This is a genomic window from Paenibacillus yanchengensis (assembly GCF_042684845.1).
Taxonomy (GTDB): Bacteria; Bacillota; Bacilli; order Paenibacillales; family Paenibacillaceae; genus Pristimantibacillus; species Pristimantibacillus yanchengensis.
On record NZ_JBHUMH010000064.1, the window covers coordinates 163,147 to 184,446 of the forward strand.

A 21,300-nucleotide genomic window follows, 5' to 3' on the forward strand; every position below is an offset into this window, starting at 1 on the left:
TACCTTATCTATGTAATACATCTATTATACCACGCCAATAAGGCCGGGATACATATCCCAGCCTTTGAAAGGCGCGTGCGATTAAGATTTAATATCAACGATTACACGCTTGTTTGATTTTACAGATGCTGATGTAACTACTGTACGAATAGCCTTGGCAATGCGCCCTTGCTTGCCTATCACCTTACCGACATCGTCAGGGTGCACAGACAGCTCGTAAACAACGCTACGTTCTTCATCCTTAACCTCTACTCGCACGGCCTCAGGATGATCCACCAAAGCCTTCGCTATAATCAGAATTAATTCTTTCATATGCAAAGCCTCCGCTCTTCAACAGCTTATTTCTGTTGCTTAAGCTCATGGAACTTTTTCATAACACCAACTTGCGAAAGCAAGCTACGAACTGTATCAGATGCTTGAGCACCATTTTGCAACCATTTCAACGCTTTTTCTTCATCAATTTTCAATTGAGTTGGTTGAGCAATCGGATTATAAGTACCAATTTCCTCAATAAAACGACCATCACGCGGTGAACGTGAATCAGAAACAACTACACGGTAAAAAGGTGCTTTATGAGCGCCAATGCGTTTTAGACGAATACGAACTGCCATTAATCTTTCACCTCCTTCAGTTACTTCTAACTAGTAATAAACATAAATGATATATGCAACAAATGAATGTGTCTAAAAAGGAAATTTCATGTTTTTACCTAACATGCCTTTTAACCCTTTTTTACCACCTTTTCCTTTTGGACCTTTACCCATCATCCCGGAAAATTGCTTCATTACTTTACGCATTTCATCGAATTGACGAATAAGGCGGTTTACTTCAACAATCGTCGTTCCACTACCAGCCGCAATCCGTTTTCTTCTACTAGGTGTTAAAATATCTGGGTTTTGTTTTTCATCTGAAGTCATCGACTTAACAATTGCTTCCACACGTCCCAGTTGTTTTTCATCCACTTTAACATCTTTCATATTAGACTTCATTTTTCCCATTCCAGGGAGCATGTCCATCAATTGATCCAATGGGCCAAGCTTACGCACTTGTTCCATTTGCTCTAGAAAGTCATCAAAAGTAAATTGAGCAGTTCTAATACGTTGTTCCATCTCGGCAGCTTTCTCTGTGTCAATCGAAGCTTGAGCTTTTTCAATTAACGAAAGCATATCGCCCATCCCTAAAATTCGAGAGGCCATCCGTTCCGGATGAAATGGTTCTAAAGCGTCAATTTTTTCACCCATTGCAGCAAACTTGATAGGTTGCCCCGTTACTGCTTTGACAGACAAAGCTGCACCACCACGTGTATCACCATCAAGCTTTGATAATACAACACCTGTTAATTCCAGCTGCTCGTGAAAGCTTTTTGCAACGTTTACCGCATCTTGACCAGTCATTGCATCAATAACGAGTAATACTTCATCCGGCTTAATTTGCTCATGGATTTGTTTCAACTCTTCCATCAGCTGTTCATCTATATGCAATCGCCCTGCTGTATCAATAATGATATAATCATTGCCATTATCTTTGGCATGCTGCACACTAGCACGAGCAATTTCGACTGGGGACGTTTGATCGCCCATCGAAAATACCGGAGCATTAATTTGTTCTCCTAGTACTTGTAACTGTTTGATAGCAGCTGGACGATAAATATCACAAGCAACAAGTAATGGCTTATGATTGCTCTTTTGCAAAAGCTTTGCCAGTTTTCCTGAAGTCGTTGTTTTACCAGCACCTTGTAAACCAGCCATCATAATAATCGTCGGTGGTTTATTGGACTTTGCTAACTTACTTTGGGTGCCACCCATTAATTCCGTCAGCTGTTTATTAACAATATCGATGACGACCATGCCCGGCGTAAAACTTTTCGACACTTCAATACCGATCGCCTGTTCTTTTACTTTGGCAATAAACTCTTTAACGACTTTAAAGTTAACGTCCGCTTCAAGCAAGGCTAATCGCACTTCACGCATCGCTTCTGCAACATCTTCTTCTGAAATTTTACCTTTACCTTTCAGCTTGCTAAAGACATTTTGTAATCGTGACGTCAAACTTTCAAATGCTGCCATGAACCGTCACCTCCTAAGTTAATTTTTTTGCTTTACTACCTCTTCTTCCACTTGCTTATATCGATGAACGAGCTGCTGTAACTGCGTATATAACAAATGATCATGATCTGTTTGCAATGATGCAGCATTCTCATCCGAATGTTGTTTCATTATACGCTCTAATTCCAACAGCAAATCAACTTGTTGTTCATGTTTTGCAAGTAAACCAAGCTTTTGCTCATAATTGTTCAAAGCTTGTTCCGTTCGTTTTATATTATCGTACACCGCTTGGCGACTAATTTGTAATTCAGTAGCGATTTCTCCTAAAGAAAAATCATCATGGTAATAATATGACAACATCAAACGCTGTTTGTCCGTCAATAGAGATGCATAGAAATCATACAGTAAATTGATACGTGTCGTTTTGGACAAGAGATTCGCTTTCTCAGCAAACATAAACTCGCCCCTTTCTTGCACTTCTACATCCGACAAGTAAATTACCTTGTCGGCAATTCAACATTTATTATCATACTAAATAGACTGTTAGCTGTCAAGTCATTTTACTTGTCAACAAAACAAATTTTTTTAATCCAGACGACCAGCAGTTTCACCTACTTGCTCCGCATCTTCTTCGGCAATTAATCCAGCAAATAGAGCATGGACAAACTGTTCCGAATCAAATTGCTGTAGATCCTCCATTTTTTCTCCCAATCCGACTAGTTTGACTGGCAAGTCCAACTCATTGCGGATAGCAATAACGATACCGCCTTTGGCAGTACCATCTAGTTTCGTTAAAACTAGACCCGTTACCCCACTTTTTTCACCAAACAATTTCGCTTGGCTAAGTGCGTTTTGCCCAGTAGTAGCATCAAGTACCATTAATACTTCATGTGGTGCATCTGGCATTTCTCGGCGAATCACTCGAAAAATTTTGTTAAGCTCATCCATCAAGTTGGATTTGTTTTGCAATCTGCCCGCTGTATCACACAAAAGCACATCAACGCCACGTTGTTTTGCTGCTTGAACCGCATCAAACATTACAGCTGCTGGATCCGATCCTGCTTGTTGCTTCACAACTTCTACTCCGACGCGAGATCCCCATACTTCTAATTGTTCAATCGCACCTGCACGGAACGTATCACCTGCTGCTAGCAGTACCGATTTTCCTTCACTTTTAAACTTATGTGCAAGCTTCCCAATAGTTGTCGTTTTCCCTACGCCATTGACTCCGACGAACAAAATGACAGTAGTACCGCTGCTAGCCATTTTTAACTCAGCCTCGTTATCACCTTTGAGAAGTGCTACTAATTTTTCAGACAAAATAGGCTGCAAATCAGCGGCATCTTCGATTTTCCGTTTTTTCACTTCAGCTCGCAAATCATCAATTAATTCCATCACCGTCATCACACCAACGTCTGCACCAATTAATATTTCTTCAAGTTCTTCATAAAACTCTTCATCAATTTTTTTGCGACGTAATATCAACTCTTCTACTTTCTCTACAAAAGCTGTTCGAGTTTTAGCAAGCCCTTCTTTAAATACATTAGTTACAGCTTCCGTTTTAGATGCAATACTTTCCTTTAACTTTTTAAAAAAACTCATCACTACAGCTCCTCTTAAAGTAACTAATACACTGATTTTCTATTATATTTTCGTTGCCTTTATATCAACTTGATTATTTATGCCGTTTCCTCATCATGTCCTTCTTCTAATCGAACAGACACCAATTTAGAAACGCCGCCCTCTTCCATCGTTATACCGTAAAGTACATCTGCTTCTTCCATCGTTCCTTTGCGATGAGTTACAACAATAAACTGTGTTAGCTCAGAAAACTCCCTTAAATATTGTGCAAAACGAACGACATTGGCTTCATCTAACGCTGCTTCCACTTCATCCAACACGCAAAAAGGTACAGGCTTCACATGTAGTATAGCAAACAGTAATGCAATGGCAGTTAAAGCTCTTTCTCCACCTGAAAGCAGTTGTAGATTTTGTAATTTTTTCCCTGGAGGTTGTGCGACAATATCAATACCAGTATCCAAAACATTAGCTGGCTCAACCATAACCAAATCGGCACGACCACCACCGAACAACTTGGAAAAAACAACAATAAAATGACTGCGAATAGCTTCGAAGGTTGTCCGGAAACGCTTGGACATCTCTTCATCCATTTCACTAATCACTTGGTATAAAGTTGTTTTTGCTTCTATCAAGTCATCGCTCTGCTCGGTTAAAAACTGAAATCTTTCTTTTACACGTTCATACTCATCAATAGCTCCCAAATTCACTTCACCAAGTGCTGCAATTTGTCGCTTCAAGCTACGAACTTCATGTTCAATTGTGTCGATATGCTCTGGTAACATATAGCGCTCTTTCGCTAACTCAATACTCAACTCATATTCTTCGCTTAATTTTCGCAACAAATTGTCTAGTTCCACATCTAATCGATTGGATGAGATTTCAGTCTGTCGCAGTTTATCTTCCACAGCGCTTAACTGCTCTCGTTGCTCTTTCGTTTCACTTTCCCCTTGATCTAGGGCAGTTAACAATTTGATACGATCTGCTCGTATAAAATCCGTTCGCTCTGCACACTGCATCTTTTTCAAACGTAATTGATTGAGTTTTTCTTGTTGCGACACAGTCTCGTTGGCATGTTCCTCCAGTTCCGTCACTTGCTTCGTTAACTGTTCTTTCATAACTGCTAACTCATGCTTCGCAGTTCGAATTTCATTTTGCATACGTGCCGCTTGATCAATAAAGTTTAATCGTTCCTGATCAATTTTTGCTACAGCTATTTTCAGCTCTGTTAATTGCGATTGCAGCTGTTCCTTTTGCGCTTCACTAATTTTCCGCATTTGTTCAGCTTGTTGAATCTGCTCTTGTAAAGTTTGCTCTCGTTGTTCTAGCAATGCGAGCTGTTCTACTGCACGCTCGGAAGAGAGTTTTAGCTCCGTTAACTCTTGCTGTTGTACTTGTTGATCAGCTCCAGCAATTTCGAGAAACTCAGCTAGCTGTTGAAACTCATTGGCAATTTGCGCCAGCTCACTGCCAGCTTCTTTCTCTGCAAAGCGTGCTTGTTCCGCTTCTTCCCGCAGTTGATCAATCATTTGCTTTTGAATCGATTGTTCTTTTCTCAAATCTGCTCTTGAATGATTCAACTTTTCAATCGTAGTATGAGCAGCGGCAATTTGTTGTTCTAGTTGATCGATTTGTCGCTGTCGCCCTAACAAGCTGGCTCCTTTTTTGTGTAAACTACCACCTGTCATGGACCCACCAGCATTGACAATATCACCGCCAACAGTTACGACACGATAACGATATTTCAACTTAGCTGCTATCTGGTTAGCCGCTTCTAAGCTTTCTGCAATTAGTACGTTGCCTAATAAGTTAAAAACTATATCCTTATATTTAGCTTCACTTTGAATTAATTCTGCTGCAATACCGATAAAACCAGGCAATGCTTCCAGCTGTTGCCGATCCATATCAGATAAGCTTCTACTTTTTATGACGTCCATTGGCAAAAACGTAGCGCGCCCAAGTTGACGTTGCTTCAAAAATTGAATCGCTTGTCTACTAGACTGTTCACTATCCATGACGATATGTTGGAGCGCTCCGCCCAAAGCTGTCTCGATTGCTGTTTCCATTTTTTCTGGTACTTGAATTAACTCCGCTACAGCACCATGTACTCCAGTTAAACCACTATTACTACGACGAGCAGCTTTTAACACTTCCTTCACACCATGCATAAAGCCGTCTAATGCCTCTTGCATCTCCTGCATCGTATCTCGGCGAGATACGAAAGAATCTCTCTGTTGCTCCCACTTCCGCAATGTTTGTTCAGCCTGTTCACTATTATCATGAAGCAACTGCAACTTTTCATTAGCTGCAAATGTTTGCTCACGCAACTGTTCCATTTTTTGTAGCAAATGTGCAATATGCTCTTGTAGTTCCGTTTGTTTTTCTTGTAGTTTAGCTTGTTGCTCTAACCATTTTACTTCATCTTCTTTTAGTCTTTCTTGTCTTCTTTGCGACATTTCTTCTTGCTGATTAACATAGCGAATTTCGTTACGGTGAGCAGCTATTGTACTTAATACTTCTAATAACTCCGATTTAAGAACTTCTTGTTTTTCCATAGCAATAGATTCTGCCACACCAACCAAGCGTTCTTGTTCTTCCAATAATTGCTTTTGTAATTGTTCTAGTTCCAGCTCCAACTTCCAAGCTTTGCCACGCCATTCTGTTTCTTCTTTAGCAAGTGATACAATTTTTTCGTCTTGTAAGATAATATTTTGTTCGAGCTGCGTTTTATTGTGTTGCAAATTCCGCTGTCTTTCTTTTAAAACTTCACCGTAACCTTCCGTTCGTTCCACATCTTCACTTACTTGCAACATGAGCTCATGTAATTGATCTAATTCCAGCTCTATATTGCGCAGGTTTTGACGATCACTTTCTAACAAAGCATCGTGTTTACTAACAACAGTGGCCAATTGCAGCTTTTCATGTTCCAATGACTGCAGCTGTTCACTAGCTTTGGTCCAAGCAGTATGCACTTGTTCAATTTGATACACATACATCGAAATTTCTTTTGCTTTTAACTCTTCTCGCCACGTTTTAAATTTGGTAGCTTTTTCTGCTTGTTTAGCAAGCGGATCGATTTGGTCTTCCAATTCGTAAATAAGATCGTGAATCCGCAACAAATTTTGTTCCGTTTCATCGAGTTTTTTTTGCGCTTCTTTTTTACGCATTTTATATTTTACAATTCCTGACGCCTCTTCAAAAATACCTCGGCGATCTTCAGAACGAGTACTTAATATTTCTTCGATACGTCCTTGTCCAATAATAGAATATGCTTCTTTACCTATTCCCGTATCCATGAACAATTCCGTAATATCTTTCAACCGACATGGCTGTTTGTTGATTAAATATTCACTTTCACCACTACGATGTACCCGGCGTGTCACGGTTACTTCATTATATTCCAGCGGCAACGTATTATCTTCATTATTGAGCGTTAGCGATACTTCACTATAATTTACTGCCTTTCTGGCATCACTACCCGCAAATATAACGTCTTCCATTTTTCCGCCTCGTAAACTTTTTGCACTTTGTTCGCCAAGTACCCAACGTATACCATCGGAAATGTTGCTTTTACCTGAACCATTCGGTCCAACTACAGCAGTAATACCATTGACAAACTCCAACTCTGTTTTATCTGCAAAAGACTTAAATCCTGCCAATTCAATTCGTTTCAAATACATAGTATCGCTTTCACCTCAAGCTATATTGTATCATAACACCTAGAAAAGAACGATACTTGAAGCAGCTGCCAACATGCGAAAAAAAAGACGCTCAAACATAAGGTTTGGCGCCTTAACAAACTATAGTTATGTACAATTTTTATGAATCATTCGGCATTTTTTTCCACGCTTCGGCTGCTGCCTTTTGTTCTGCTTCTTTTTTGGTACGCCCAACGCCTGTACCATACTTCTCATCACCCAAATATACATCTGCCACAAATTCACGCTCATGAGCAGGACCACGTTCTTCTACTATTTTATAATCGACTACTCCGAGACCATGATGCTGAACCTTCTCTTGCAATTTCGATTTCGCATCTTTCGTTACTAATCCAAAGTCATCAGAATCAATTAATGGAAAAATGCGTTTTTCCAAAAATGAACGTGTATTTTCCATGCCACTATCCAAGTACAGTGCTCCAATGAGTGATTCGAACAAATCTGCTAATAAAGCTGGTCGCTGCCGACCACCGAGCTGCTCTTCCCCGCGTCCTAGCATAATATGATCACCAAGCCGTAATTTGTTGGCAAACATAGCTAATGCAGGTTCGCAGACTATAGCCGCTCTCATTCTTGTAAGCTCTCCCTCTGGACGTTTTGGATATGTTTTGTACAAATACTCCGAGACTAACAGCTGCAAAACAGCGTCACCCAAAAACTCGAGTCTCTCATTATGTTGCAAAACACCTTTCTGTTCATTCACGTAAGAAGTGTGTGTAAATGCTTGTTTTAACAGTTTAGGCTGGGTAAACTGTAGCTGCAGCATTTGCTGCAGCTGTTCCATACTAGGATGACTCATATTTCTTCATCACAATCGAAGCGTTATGCCCGCCAAACCCAAATGAGTTTGAAATTGCTGTACGAACTTGTGTATGACGTGGTTTGTTCGGTACATAATCAAGATCACATTCCGGATCTTGATTTTCCAAGTTGATCGTTGGAGGCAAAATATCCTGCTTTAATGATAAAGCTAAAATTACAGCCTCAACTCCACCAGCAGCCCCAAGTAAATGACCTGTCATCGATTTCGTTGAACTTACAGCTAATTTATAAGCATGTTCACCAAAAGCTATTTTAATTGCTTTTGTTTCTGATATATCACCAACCGGAGTTGATGTGCCATGTGCGTTGATGTAATCCACATCTTCCGCATTAATTTGCGCATCTTCTACTGCTTTTATCATACAGCGAGCAGCCCCATTTGGATCTGGCTCTGTCATATGATGCGCATCAGCGCTCATCCCATAACCAATGATTTCGGCATATATTTTAGCACCACGTGCTTGCGCATGTTCAAGTGATTCCAATATGATAACGCCTGCGCCTTCACCCATTACAAAACCGTCTCGGTCTATATCAAATGGACGACTCGCTTTTTGCGGCTCATCATTACGAACAGACATCGCTCTCATTGAACAAAATCCTGCCATACCAGTTGGACGAATGGTCGCTTCTGCTCCACCAGTAATCATCACATCGGCATCTCCACGTTGAATTAAACGAAAAGAATCACCGATAGAATGTGTACCCGATGCACATGCTGTTACAGATGTACTATTCGGACCTTTTGCTCCAGTCAACATCGATACTTGTCCTGATCCCATATTGGCAATCATCATCGGAATAAAAAATGGGCTTACTCGCTTCGGACCTCTTTCTAACAAAATACTATGCTGGTCTTCCCACGTTCCAAGTCCACCGATGCCTGATCCAACAATTACTCCTACTCGTTCCGCATCTACATTTTCACCAATTTTGAGATCTGCATCCGCTACCGCTTTTAAACTAGCTACCGATGCAAATTGAACATAGCGATCCATCCGGCGAGCTTCTTTCTTATCGAGCCCGTATTGTTCCGGATCAAAATTTTTGATTTCGGATGCAATTTTAGTAGTATAATCCGAGCAATCAAATGCATCTACATGTGATATACCGGATTTTCCTTGTAATATATTATCCCAAAACTGCTCCACGTCAGCTCCAAGTGAAGTAATAACTCCCATTCCCGTTACAACAACTCTATGATTCATTTTATTCACCTCTGTAATTGGCACAATCTATTCTTATTGATTCTCTATTTTAAAAGTAGTACGTAACCACTTGATTTAACCATTGAGTACAAGATGGAGAGAAGTCCCGTCTTGCAACGGGACTTGGCTTATTATAGGTTAGTTTTAACCAATTATGCTACATTGGCTTGTATGTAACTTACAACTTCACCTACAGTAGTTATTTTCTCTGCATCTTCGTCAGAAATATCCATATCAAACTCATCTTCTAGCTCCATTACAAGTTCAACGACATCAAGCGAATCCGCTCCCAGATCGTCTTTGAAAGAAGCTTCAAGAGTTACTTGATTCTCATCCACCCCAAGGCGGTCAATTACGATGCGTTTTACGCGTTCTACTACATCACTCATCCGATTCACCTCCTCCACCGTATTATACGAAAATTAATAAGAAAATGCTAATCTTACTTTAGGAAGTACATTATTGTGTTACATATACATTCCACCATCAACATGTACTGTTTGTCCAGTCATATATGACGCAGCGTCAGAAGCAAGAAATCTAACCGCATTCGCTATATCTTCTGGATTACCCAGCTTAGCCAATGGAATTTGCATCTGAAGCGATGATTTCATCTCATCAGATAATTGGTCTGTCATATCCGTTTGGATAAATCCTGGCGCGATACAATTTACCGTAATTCCTCTCGATGCTAATTCCTTCGCTGTCGCTTTCGTTAATCCAATAACTCCAGCTTTGGCTGCAACATAATTAGCTTGACCAGCATTACCTACTACAGCAACAACGGATGAAATATTGATAATACGTCCCGAACGTTGTTTCATCATCGGTCGAGTGACTGCTTTAATGCCATTAAAGACACCTTTTAAATTAATAGCAATCACTTCATCAAATTCGTCTTCTTTCATGCGCATAATGAGGTTATCTTTCGTTATACCAGCATTATTCACTAAAATATCAATTCGACCAAATGATTCTACCACTTGTTTCACCATCTGATCAAACTGTTCTGCGGAACTTACATTCGCTTGTGTCATCAAAGCTTTGCGACCCAATTGTTCAATTTGTCGGACTGTTTCAGCTGCTGCTGCTTCACTGCCGGCATAATTAACGACTACGTCAGCACCAGCTTCTGCAAGTCCAATAGCAATTGCTTTTCCAATTCCACGCGAAGCACCTGTTACAAGTGCTACTTTTCCATCCAAATTAGCAAACATAAATCGTTACCTCCTATTCTTCGAATAAACGGCTTCTACAATTGAAAAGCTTCGATAGCGTCCATATTATTTAATGTAACAATAGTTACGGTACGATCAATTTTCTTTACCAAGCCACTAATTACCGAGCCAGATCCGATTTCAATGAATGTAGTAACTCCTTGCTCTATCAAATAACGAATAGTATCTTCCCAAAGTACAGGCGAATAAACTTGCTTTGCTAAAAGGGTTCTAATTTGTTCCGCTTCTGTAACAGTATGAGCCGTTACGTTAGCAACAACCGGAACGGCAGCTTCCGATATTGCTACCTCTGCTAAGTCGATCGCTAATTTTTCAGCAGCTGGTATCATTAATGAAGAATGAAATGGTCCACTAACTTCCAGTGGAATCACTCGTTTAGCCCCAATTTCTTTTCCACGCTCGATCACTGCTTGTACACCACTTGTCGAACCAGATATAACGATTTGTCCTGGACAGTTCAGATTGGCTAGCTCTACAACATGCCCCTCTAAACTAATTTGCTGACATAGTTGCTCCAGTGATTCTCTTTCGGCACCCAATACTGCCGCCATCGCCCCTTGACCTGCTGGTACTGCTTCTTCCATCAACAAGCCACGAGTTCTAACTAACTGTACAGCATCTGCAAAACGAAGCGATTTAGCAGCTACGAGCGCACTATACTCTCCCAAACTATGTCCAGCTACAAAATCAGGTTGTATACCTTTCTCTGCAAACACAGTAAGCAAAGCAGTACTAACCGTTAACAATGCTGGTTGTGTATGAGATGTCTGCTTTAGCAGTTGATCAGGTCCTGAAAAAATAACTTCTGACAAATTAAACCCTAGCGTACGATCTGCTTCATCGAATACAGCTCTAGCTGCTTCATGACGATCATACGCATCTTTTCCCATTCCAACAACTTGAGCGCCTTGCCCAGGAAATACGAATGCAATTTTACTCATATGATCACCCTCATCACTTTCTCATAATGAATAGCATCGTTCTAAACCTACCAAACTAGAACAGCCGCTCCCCATGTTAAGCCACCACCAAAGCCAACAAATACCAATTTGTCACCTGGCTTTACTCGATTCTCTTCCACCGCTTCAGCCAACGCTACTGGAATAGAGGCAGCAGACATATTTCCGTACTTCGAAATGTTTATCATCGCTTTTTCTTCTGACAAATGAAGTCTATTCACAGCAGATTGAATAATTCTTATATTAGCTTGATGAGGGATTAACAAATCCACTTCTTCTTTATTCATCGCTGCTTTATGTAGAGCTTCTTCCGCAGCACTACCCATAATCCGAACAGCAAACTTAAATACGTCGTTTCCTGCCATATGAATGTAGTGTTCTTTTCCTTCTACACTTTGCTGCGATGCTGGCAAGCGTGAACCTCCACCACTAATCTTCAACAATTCGGAGCCACTACCATCCGCACCAAGCTCAAACGATTTAAAACCTCTCGCTTGTTCTACTTCTCCAACTACGACCGCTCCCGCACCATCACCGAACAATATGCATGTATTTCGATCTGTGTAGTCCGTTATTCTGGACAATGTTTCTGCCCCAATAACTAATACATGATTATACATACCAGTAGCAATCATACTATTAGCTACTGACAAACCATATATAAATCCAGAACATGCAGCAGACAAATCAAATGCTGCAGCACGGTTTGCACCTAACTTTTCTTGCACCAAACATGCAGTAGAAGGAAAAAACATATCTGGCGTTACTGTAGCTACAATAATCAAATCAATATCATCCACCGTCAAATTTGCCGCAGCAATGGCACGTTTTGCTGCTTCGAACGCTAAATCTGAAGTAGCTTCATGTTCAGCAGCTATTCGGCGTTCCTTAATGCCCGTCCGACTAACGATCCACTCATCGTTAGTTTCCACCATTCGCTCAAGATCAGAGTTAGTTAATATCTGTTCTGGAACGTACTTTCCAGTTGCCAATATACCAACAGAACGCAACGTAATCACACTCACTTTTTATTAATTTCCGCAGCAATCGATGCAATCAAATTATTTTGTATCGCTAACCGAGCTTGTCTAACCGCATTTTTTACTGCGACTACATCAGAAGAGCCATGACACTTCACTACTAAACCATTCAAGCCAAGTAACGGAGCGCCTCCATGTTCTTTGTAGTCCATCTTTTGCTTTAATTGTCGTAATCTCGGTAGCATAATTGCTGCTGCTAATTTCGTCAACCATGAAGAGCCAAATGCTGTTTTTAATTCAGCGAAAATTGTACCAGCAGTGCCCTCCATCGCTTTCAGCAATATATTTCCAGAAAATCCATCACATATCAAAACATCACAATTACGCTGAAGCACATCTCGCGCTTCTACATTGCCGGTAAAATGAATAGGAGCTGCTTCCAATAAATGATATGTTTCTTTCACAAGTTCATTACCTTTATTCGTTTCCGTTCCAACATTCAATAAGGAAACTCTCGGCTTGCTAATACCATGAACTTTTTCTCTATATAAGCTACCCATAATAGCATATTGTAGTAAATGCTCAGGCTTAGCATCCATATTAGCACCAAGATCAAGTGCTAGAACGCCTGTGTTATCTATCGTTGGCAACATAGGTGCAAGAGCGGGACGTTCAATTCCTGCCATCCTACCGACAATAAGTAAACCAGTTGCCATTAACGCGCCTGTATTTCCAGCAGATAACATCGCATCTGCTTCTCCTTCACGTACAAGCCTGCCTGCTACTACCATCGATGCATCTTTTTTTCGCCTTACTGCCCGCACAGGTTCGTCTTCAGCACTTATCATATCAGCAGCATGGTGGATACTTACATTTGAATAAGTTTTCCCAGCTAACAATGGTTTAATAACAGCTTCATCACCAACTAATATTAAATGAGTATCCGTAAATTGATTAGCAGCTTCCAGCGCGCCCTCGACAATCAACTTCGGGGCATGATCGCCACCCATCGCATCAATCGCGATCCGCATCCACTTCTCCTCCTTCATGATTGGTGTTACCTGCGGATCGATATATAACAAAGTTGCCTTGAAATACCATCTCATCACCAACGTAGGTAAACACTTCGACCTTAGCTTTTCTTTTCTCACCGGATATTGATTTAACATAAGCTTTCGCTATACACTTTTCTCCTAAATTAACAGGTCGAATAAATCGAATATCTGCCGCGGCAGTTAGAGCAATCGCATCATTGATAACCGCAACTGCTAATGAGTTAGCTTGTGCAAACACATGATGTCCCCGAGCTATAGATGTCCTCGAAAAAACATGTTCTTCAATTATTTCGAAAACGGAGATTCCACTACGATCCAATTCCAAATCTATAATATCTCCGATTACTTCATGCAGCGGCAACGAACGAACAGAGTCGTAGGAGCGTTCAGCCATCAGCTTCATTCGTTCACGTAGCTCAGGAATGCCGAGTTCCATACGATCTAGCCGGATCGTCTGTATACTTACTTTTAGTATACGAGTTAGTTCACGATCTGTAATGAATGGATTTTCTTCGATTAATTGAATGAGTTGCTGATGTCGCTGCCTTTTTGGCATTCGTTCGATTTTCGTCACCACCTTTTTAATATTATTATATATAGTATGTAGGTATTATCACCAGGTACTAAATAAGTATATTAAAAAAAAAGCAGACACGCAATGGAAAACGAATAGTTTTTATAAAAATTAAAAAACGGTGCTTCATTTTACAACGAAGCACCGTTAGTGAGATTATAAATATTATTGAGAAATAATCTCTTTTGTTTTGTAATATCCGCACACTTTACATACACGGTGAGACATTTTAAACTCTCCGCATTGTTCACACTTAATCATCCCAGGCAAAGCTAGTTTGAAATGTGTACGACGTTTGTCGCGGCGAGTTTTCGAAGTTCTACGCTGTGGTACTGCCATTCTTCCCACCTCCTTAAAAAAATAAATACATCATTTTCATTGTTTAAAAAAATCTTTCAATGCTTCAAACCGTGGATCTATGTGATCAGCCTTGCAGGTGCAAGAACCTTCATTCAAGTTTTGTCCACAATGTTGGCATAATCCCTTGCAATCATTATTACAAAGCGGAGCGAAAGGTAAAAAAAGTAGTAGTGACTCTTCTAAGTAAGGCAATAAATCCAACTTATCATTCGTTATTTCGATAAAGTCACTTTCTTCCTCTTCTTCGTCCTCTTCCGTCATAACTTCAACTGGTTTGAACTTTTCCATAAATGGAATGGTAACATCTTCACGGGCTGGTTCAAGACAGCGTGAGCAAGCCATCGTTACATCGATGGTTAGTTGTCCTTCAACTACTATAAACTGTTCATAACCAGTAACTGTAAGTGACACATGTAAAGGACCTGTTTCCAATACATCACGTCTATCTTGAAATAGTTTACTTACGTCCTGTTGTTTTTCTATAGTAGATTGAAGATTTTTGGACATCATTTCTTGAATATGAAATTGCATACGATCACCTCAAACAAACAAAGTTTATTATATCTATTTCTACAGCCACTTGTCAACAATTTCCCCATCTATTTCAGCTATGTGCTTTTGCCGAATGGTTCCTATGTGCTATAGTATAACCACAATCATACTCTATCTTGAAAGGAATTCAAGTATGCGAACAGTTGGATTAATCGTCGAATACAATCCTTTTCATCATGGGCATCTACATCATTTGCAACAAGCGCAACAAATTAGTGGTGCCGAAGCTGTTGTTGCAGTCATGAGCGGTAACTTTTTGCAACGCGGTGAACCAGCTATCGTAGATAAGTGGGCACGTACAGAGATGGCTCTTGCTGCTGGATGCGATCTTGTCATTGAATTACCAGTTGCTTATGCGACACAAGCAGCAGAGTGGTTTGCTTATGGCGCTATATCACTACTCGAAGCAACAGGTGTTGTCGATAGCTTCTGCTTTGGTACAGAAAGCGGCGAACTTGCCCCACTATTAGCAGCAAGCGAACTTTTGTCTGATGAACCATCATCATTTAAACAGTCATTAAAACAACTATTACAAACCGGTCAAAATTATCCTGCTGCTTACAGCGAAGCATTGAGGCAACATCTACACACGATCTATGGAAATACATACAGTGCCTTTGATTTCGCCCAACCTAATCACACACTTGGCTTACATTATTTAATAGCACAACGCAGAATAAATGCTACAATGCAGCCATTTACTATCGCTCGACAAAAAGCGCAATTTCACGACAATACATTATCCGACACATCAATCGCTAGTGCAACGGCTATCCGCCAGCAACTATTGGACTTATCTACATCTGCATTAGATTCAGCTACTAGTTCCAATGCCAGCTTATTAACGGAGCGATTACAATCGATAGCACCTTATATTCCAACGACAAGTTTAAACATATTACAACAACAATTTCAGCTTAACGCTGCTCCCGTCACTTGGGAACAATGTTACCCTGCCTTACTTCAACGGTTAATGTTAATCGACAAAACCGAATTAAGTACGATACATGAATGGACGGAAGGGCTCGAAAGCAGATTATTTAACATCATTACGACTTCCACTCCAGCTAGTTTTACACAGTTGCTGCAATCATTAAAAACGAAGCGATATACACAAACAAAATTGCAACGGGCACTACTCGCAGTACTATTGCAGCATTATAAACATGATTTTACACGAGAAAATCTACAATCTGGTATTCGATACATTCGCGTGCTAGGTTTTAGTCAAAAAGGACGACAGTTACTTAAAAAAATGCGTGTCCATGCCAAGCTCCCTGTATTGCAAAATACGATCGTAGAACAACCATCATCATACTTGACATTAGATATTCAAGCAAGCAACTTATATGAACTTCTCAAATCTAATACGATAGCAGACAAAAAATTTTATCGTGATTATAAACAAAAGCCTGTCATGCTGCTTACATAACAATTTAATGTTGCTTCTGTAGTTTGATAACTGCTAATGCTTCGTCTAATGATTCTACTCCGATCACAACCATATCTGTGCCGATTGCTCTCGCTTTTTTTAGAGCAGCCGGCTCATTATATTTTGGCACAAGAAAGATGTCCGCTCCTTGTCTACTAGTAATCGTTACTTTTTGTTCTATTCCGCCGATTGCACCTACCATTCCCGCTTCTGTTATTGTGCCGGTAGCTGCAATATGTAACCCACTAGTCAAATCTTCTTCGGATAACAAATCAACGATTTGCAAAGCAAATACGAAACCTGCCGATGGTCCGCCAATATCACTTGCTCGTATAACTACTTTATTTTCCAATTGATCAGGTACTAATTTTCTTGTTTCAGTAAAACTCGCAATCGATAGCTGCCTGGCAAGTGTTTCTACTGTCCATTCCTCATCGTCGGGTGGATTGAGCTGGATCGGAATAACAAGGACATCGCTACCTCGCATCACTTCTATTTCAAAGATTTGTCCATGTCGTCCTGGTATCAGTCTAGCGACCATATCATCCAAACTGGTAAACGCTTGTTCATCGACTATTCCTAATAGTTGATCTCCCACTTGGAATACAACATCCGTAGTATGTAATTCACTATTCTTCAATGACTGTTGAACTACTTCAGTTACAGTTATCGCAGCTAGTTGATTGGTATAAGGTATCCCCGCATAACGATACGCCGCTTCTATAGCTGCATGCTGCGAACTATTCATAACAACATTCAAATAATTAGCATATTGTCGCTTCGATTGACCTTGAAAAACTGTTTTTTTCAACTTCACACTTTTATCCGCATCAAAGATTGCCGCAATGGTATATAAAAAGTTAGGTTCTGTTAACTTAACAGCAGTAATTAACCATTCTCCGTCACTTTCGGTTTGTGGCTCCACCCCTACTTCAATCATCGAATGAACGGGAACTGCAATACCGGGTTCATATATTACAAACGGAGTAGTGCTATATAACAATAACCACATGCCGCAAGCAGATACAACAATTCCTAATAATACATTCCGCCAAATGGAAATTTTTTTTCTCATCACTACCTCCCCAATGTAACAAAGTCGCAGTAATTGACAGGTCTATCTTCGTATTCCAACGCGTACGATGATATGGATAGGATTGTCCAGTTAAGTATAGAAGGAGCTGAATCTGTTGAAAAAAACAATGCTGTTAGCAGCTTTCTTTTTCACCATTGTTTGCCTTATTATTTCACAGCCCGAAACTACATTTCAAGCTTCGCTTCAAGGACTAAAAGTATGGTGGGAAATTGTATTTCCTGGATTACTTCCATTTTTAGTGCTGTTCGAAATGATGCTTGCTTTCGGTTTATTACATGCATTTGGTAAGTTGTTAGAGCCCATGATGCAACGACTTTTTCGATTACCAGGGGAAGCAGCAGTTGTTGTTGCCATTGGTTGGATTGGCGGTATGCCAACAGGTACAAATGCTATTAAAAAGTTATTAGACCAGCAAGTTTTAAATGAAAAACAAGCAAATCAATTAGCAGCATTTGCCCATATGCCTAGCCCTCTTTTTATTATAATTATCGTTGGTTCCGCATTTTTACAACAACCGATTACCGGCATCATTATATTACTCGCTGTATGGTTATCTTCCATCTGGATTTTTTTCCTTAGCAATCTGTTTAGAAAAGATAAGCGATTACAACAAAAAAACGAAGCAATTCTCAATCATTCGCTTCCTTCTTCAAGCGTTCCTTTACACTCATCTACTACAAATATATGGAAACAAGCTGTATCCGCCATGCGGTTAGCTCAACAACAAGATGGTCGCAGCTTTGGAAAACTATTAGGCGATGCCGTTTCTATCTCCGTACAAAGATTATTTGTAATTGGTGGCTTTATGATTTTCGCTGCAATGTTAGCTTTTCTAGTCGAGCCAATTTTTTCTTGGACAGGATTACCTTTCTTAGGAAAATCTCTACTAGAAATACATCTGGGAACGCATGCCGTTGCTAATATAGCGCTAGAATCATATTCTATTTTAGTTGCTACTGCTATCATCGCCGCCGTATGTGCCTTTACTGGATTAAGCGGGATTATGCAAGCTAGTTACAGCTTATTTGGAACTGCGTTCCAACTTGGCTCGTTTATCGTTTATCGTGTCGTCCATGCAGCTCATGCTTTTTTCTTTGCCGTACTACTATTTAAACCGATCTATCATGCATTCCAGCTGTGGGCAGGTACAATTATCACTCCCGTATTACACGAAACAATACCTACACCTACGTCACTTCTATCGCCACCCACCGCACAGCTCTGGAGCGCCGCATTATTATGTACACTCATCATTGCTTTACTAGCCTTTATTTTAAATAAAACGTTGCATTACAAAACAAAAACGCCACACTAGCCTGGCAAGAAGCTTCCCTATACTGTGATACTGTGCAAATTAGCGATTATATTGTTGCTTCAAGCGCATTTCGACATAAGGCGGTACCAATTCATGCACATCACCATCAAAGTGAGCAATTTCTTTTACAATGCTAGAGCTAAGATATGAGAATTTGGGACTAGTTGGGATAAAAATCGTATCAATTTCTTCATCTAACAAATGATTAGTCGAAGCAAGTTGCAACTCGTATTCAAAGTCAGTAACAGAACGAATACCACGTACTATAACATTGGCATTTTTCGTTTTCATAAATCGTACTAACAAGTCACGAAAACTGTCTACTTCTACATTCGGATATGGCTTCGTTACTTCTCTTAAAATTTCTTTACGTTCTTCCACGGAAAACAAAGGATTTTTGCTCGTATTATTTAGAACAGCTACTACTAATCGATCGAATTGTTTCGCGGAACGTTGGATAATATCGAGATGACCATAAGTTACAGGATCAAAACTACCAGGATATACCGCCACTCTTGACTTTTTATGCTCTACCACGTAATCATCGCTTGTTGTCATATTATTCACTCCTGCCTTATTCGCTGCAATATTGATAAATAGTTACGGTAGTGTCTCCATAATTCGCAACTTTTTTTACGTGTATACTATCGTAACTGTCTGGATAAGTGACTTTCGCATCATGCTCCACTACTATATACGCATCTGCTTCCAGCATATTATGCTGTAAGAACAAATCAATATATTCCATCATATTGGTCATTCGATACGGTGGGTCAAGAAAAACAAGTTGCAATTTCAAATTTCGTCGGGCTAGTACCTTTACTGCACGAAGCGCATCGTTTCGATATACTTCAGCGATTGCTTCCATGCCAGTCACTTGCAAATTATGCTTTATAACGGCAACACTCTTCGATTCACTATCAACAAATATTGCACGTTCTGCTCCGCGACTACAAGCTTCTATCCCAAGTCCGCCTGTCCCAGCAAATAAATCTAGAACAACTCCTCCGGAAAAATATGGTCCAATCATGCTATATATAGCTTCTTTCACTTTATCCGAAGTAGGGCGAGTTTGTTGACCGGGAACAGCTTTCAGCACTCTTCCTTTCGCTATGCCTGCAATTACTCTCACCCGCTATTTCCTCCTCCACTTATCATTCCCGTTTATCGTAACATAAATGTCCATCATGTATAAAGAGAAACTAATCATATCTTTTCACTATATTTGTTCCACTATTATTATTATGTCGACCATTATGCACTAACTATTTAATTATTTCATCATCAGAGGTATATTCCCATCAAAAGCGGACAAAATAGTTTCATCGGCTTCTAAAGATGCCGTAGATAACCGCGGAGAAGACTTACATTTCCCCATAAGTTCTTCATCCGGTTCTCCTCTCCCATACATGGAGTCCTCTTACGAGGGCTCCAATTTATGTTGTTCTTCAGCATTTCTTACCCACGTAATAAAAGCTTTGTCTGTGATGTTGACTTCTTATTAATAGTTATGTCATAATATTCCTTGCCCATTAAAAGTAATTTCATACTAGTATCAACAAAACTACCACCTTGAATGAAGAAATTCTTCCATTTTTTTGTGTAGTTTTTTTATTTTAGAGGAGGTTGATTGACATTGGCTAAAGTAACGATGTCTATTCAAGAAGCGCTCAACGAACTTAGCACACTTAACAAAAGAATTGAAAAATCGATTCATAAGCGGATTCAATTCGGAGCAATCGTTATCGGCAAAAAACCGGTAAATGGCTATAATAGTAACGAGGAATTCCAAAAAGATGTCAAATCAGTTTATGACTCCATGCGTGCACTTATCCATAGAAGAACGCTTATAAAACGTGCCATTGTGAAAAAAAATGCCGAAGTAGAAGTAACGATTGGTAATCAAGTTCTTACTCTAGCGGAAGCAATTGAACGAAAAAACTCAATTAAACTAGAAGAGACTATTTTGCGAGAAATGGAAAACCAATATACCACATTAATGAATGAATTTGCTTCTACCAAAGAGTATTATCGGGAACGATTAGACAGACATATCGAGAATGCTGTAGGGAAAGATAATAAAGATAAATTCAAAGAAGATAACGCTATGTTTAATTTCTTTAAAGAAGAAAATGAACCAGCTTTTATCGATCCGATCCATCTTAGAAAAGAAATTGATGCGCTTGATGAAGAAATTACTACGTTTAAAGAAAAAGTCGATAACGTTCTAACTACTGCCAATGTAAAAAACAATATTGAATTTGAAGATCCAGCTGTAAAATAAAAAGTGCAACAATCATGTTGCACATAATTTATAATAGAGATAATTATTTTGCCAATCAGTTGTAAACTAGAATCTGAACACGC

23 protein-coding genes are annotated in these 21,300 nt (G+C 39.8%); 3 read left to right on the forward strand and 20 right to left on the reverse strand.

Annotated features, from left to right (window positions below; genetic code table 11):
- Nucleotides 1-81: 81 nt before the first annotated feature.
- The 16 genes from ACFSTH_RS20645 to ACFSTH_RS20720 all read right to left on the reverse strand — a co-directional run bounded on the left by ACFSTH_RS20645 (nt 82) and on the right by ACFSTH_RS20720 (nt 15,069).
- Nucleotides 82-312: a KH domain-containing protein gene (locus ACFSTH_RS20645; RefSeq protein WP_377773448.1), complete on the reverse strand. Its 231-nt coding sequence runs from the start codon at nt 310-312 to the stop codon at nt 82-84.
- Between the two features lie 26 nt (nt 313-338).
- Nucleotides 339-611 (reverse strand): 30S ribosomal protein S16, encoded by a 273-nt coding sequence (rpsP, locus tag ACFSTH_RS20650; protein ID WP_377773450.1) that lies wholly within the window; start codon nt 609-611, stop codon nt 339-341.
- Nucleotides 612-683: 72 nt separating this feature from the next.
- The gene (gene ffh / locus ACFSTH_RS20655) at nt 684-2,066 is read right to left on the reverse strand and encodes a signal recognition particle protein (protein ID WP_377773452.1); all 1,383 of its coding nucleotides are present in this window, start codon (nt 2,064-2,066) and stop codon (nt 684-686) included.
- Between the two features lie 18 nt (nt 2,067-2,084).
- On the reverse strand, nt 2,085-2,501 hold the full coding sequence (locus tag ACFSTH_RS20660) for a putative DNA-binding protein (protein WP_377773601.1): 417 nt from the start codon (nt 2,499-2,501) through the stop codon (nt 2,085-2,087).
- Nucleotides 2,502-2,630: 129 nt separating this feature from the next.
- Nucleotides 2,631-3,647, reverse strand: coding sequence for a signal recognition particle-docking protein FtsY (gene ftsY / locus ACFSTH_RS20665; protein ID WP_377773454.1), 1,017 nt, complete (start codon nt 3,645-3,647; stop codon nt 2,631-2,633).
- 77 nt (nt 3,648-3,724) lie between these two features.
- Nucleotides 3,725-7,303, reverse strand: coding sequence for a chromosome segregation protein SMC (smc, locus tag ACFSTH_RS20670; protein ID WP_377773456.1), 3,579 nt, complete (start codon nt 7,301-7,303; stop codon nt 3,725-3,727).
- Between the two features lie 139 nt (nt 7,304-7,442).
- Nucleotides 7,443-8,126, reverse strand: coding sequence for a ribonuclease III (gene rnc / locus ACFSTH_RS20675; protein WP_377773458.1), 684 nt, complete (start codon nt 8,124-8,126; stop codon nt 7,443-7,445).
- A 1-nt stretch (nt 8,127) separates the two neighbouring features.
- Nucleotides 8,128-9,372, reverse strand: coding sequence for a beta-ketoacyl-ACP synthase II (fabF, locus tag ACFSTH_RS20680; protein WP_377773460.1), 1,245 nt, complete (start codon nt 9,370-9,372; stop codon nt 8,128-8,130).
- 152 nt (nt 9,373-9,524) lie between these two features.
- On the reverse strand, nt 9,525-9,761 hold the full coding sequence (locus ACFSTH_RS20685) for an acyl carrier protein (RefSeq protein WP_377773462.1): 237 nt from the start codon (nt 9,759-9,761) through the stop codon (nt 9,525-9,527).
- Between the two features lie 78 nt (nt 9,762-9,839).
- Nucleotides 9,840-10,589 carry a 3-oxoacyl-[acyl-carrier-protein] reductase gene (gene fabG / locus ACFSTH_RS20690; RefSeq protein WP_377773464.1) on the reverse strand — a complete coding sequence of 250 codons (750 nt, stop codon included), beginning with the start codon at nt 10,587-10,589 and terminating at the stop codon, nt 9,840-9,842.
- Nucleotides 10,590-10,624: 35 nt separating this feature from the next.
- Complete coding sequence (gene fabD / locus ACFSTH_RS20695) at nt 10,625-11,551, reverse strand: ACP S-malonyltransferase (RefSeq protein WP_377773466.1); 927 nt, start codon at nt 11,549-11,551, stop codon at nt 10,625-10,627.
- 47 nt (nt 11,552-11,598) lie between these two features.
- Nucleotides 11,599-12,585: a beta-ketoacyl-ACP synthase III gene (locus ACFSTH_RS20700; RefSeq protein ID WP_377773603.1), complete on the reverse strand. Its 987-nt coding sequence runs from the start codon at nt 12,583-12,585 to the stop codon at nt 11,599-11,601.
- Nucleotides 12,586-12,590: 5 nt separating this feature from the next.
- A complete protein-coding gene (plsX, locus tag ACFSTH_RS20705; RefSeq protein WP_377773468.1) occupies nt 12,591-13,580 on the reverse strand; it encodes a phosphate acyltransferase PlsX in 990 nt (329 codons plus the stop codon).
- Entirely contained in the window at nt 13,564-14,160 is a 597-nt protein-coding gene (fapR, locus tag ACFSTH_RS20710; protein ID WP_377773605.1) for a transcription factor FapR, read from the reverse strand. The genes plsX and fapR overlap by 17 nt, the downstream gene beginning before the upstream one ends.
- Before the next feature lie 183 nt (nt 14,161-14,343).
- Complete coding sequence (rpmF, locus tag ACFSTH_RS20715) at nt 14,344-14,517, reverse strand: 50S ribosomal protein L32 (RefSeq protein ID WP_377773470.1); 174 nt, start codon at nt 14,515-14,517, stop codon at nt 14,344-14,346.
- 36 nt (nt 14,518-14,553) lie between these two features.
- Nucleotides 14,554-15,069, reverse strand: coding sequence for a YceD family protein (locus tag ACFSTH_RS20720; RefSeq protein WP_377773472.1), 516 nt, complete (start codon nt 15,067-15,069; stop codon nt 14,554-14,556).
- Between the two features lie 154 nt (nt 15,070-15,223).
- On the opposite strand from ACFSTH_RS20720, the gene ACFSTH_RS20725 reads away from it, so the two are divergent.
- A complete protein-coding gene (locus tag ACFSTH_RS20725; RefSeq protein WP_377773474.1) occupies nt 15,224-16,522 on the forward strand; it encodes a nucleotidyltransferase in 1,299 nt (432 codons plus the stop codon).
- 4 nt (nt 16,523-16,526) lie between these two features.
- Here the strand turns inward: ACFSTH_RS20725 and ACFSTH_RS20730 are convergent, their stop codons facing one another.
- Complete coding sequence (locus ACFSTH_RS20730) at nt 16,527-17,597, reverse strand: S16 family serine protease (protein ID WP_377773476.1); 1,071 nt, start codon at nt 17,595-17,597, stop codon at nt 16,527-16,529.
- A gap of 115 nt (nt 17,598-17,712) precedes the next feature.
- On the opposite strand from ACFSTH_RS20730, the gene ACFSTH_RS20735 reads away from it, so the two are divergent.
- Complete coding sequence (locus ACFSTH_RS20735) at nt 17,713-18,933, forward strand: nucleoside recognition domain-containing protein (RefSeq protein ID WP_377773478.1); 1,221 nt, start codon at nt 17,713-17,715, stop codon at nt 18,931-18,933.
- 39 nt (nt 18,934-18,972) lie between these two features.
- On the opposite strand, the gene coaD is transcribed toward ACFSTH_RS20735, so the two are convergent.
- The 3 genes from coaD to ACFSTH_RS20750 all read right to left on the reverse strand — a co-directional run bounded on the left by coaD (nt 18,973) and on the right by ACFSTH_RS20750 (nt 20,344).
- Nucleotides 18,973-19,491 carry a pantetheine-phosphate adenylyltransferase gene (gene coaD / locus ACFSTH_RS20740; RefSeq protein ID WP_377773480.1) on the reverse strand — a complete coding sequence of 173 codons (519 nt, stop codon included), beginning with the start codon at nt 19,489-19,491 and terminating at the stop codon, nt 18,973-18,975.
- A gap of 16 nt (nt 19,492-19,507) precedes the next feature.
- Complete coding sequence (gene rsmD / locus ACFSTH_RS20745; protein ID WP_377773481.1) at nt 19,508-20,065, reverse strand: 16S rRNA (guanine(966)-N(2))-methyltransferase RsmD; 558 nt, start codon at nt 20,063-20,065, stop codon at nt 19,508-19,510.
- A 141-nt stretch (nt 20,066-20,206) separates the two neighbouring features.
- On the reverse strand, nt 20,207-20,344 hold the full coding sequence (locus ACFSTH_RS20750; RefSeq protein WP_377773482.1) for a hypothetical protein: 138 nt from the start codon (nt 20,342-20,344) through the stop codon (nt 20,207-20,209).
- 225 nt (nt 20,345-20,569) lie between these two features.
- Between ACFSTH_RS20750 and ACFSTH_RS20755 the strand changes: the two genes are divergently transcribed.
- Entirely contained in the window at nt 20,570-21,217 is a 648-nt protein-coding gene (locus tag ACFSTH_RS20755) for a hypothetical protein (protein WP_377773483.1), read from the forward strand.
- Nucleotides 21,218-21,300 lie beyond the last annotated feature (83 nt).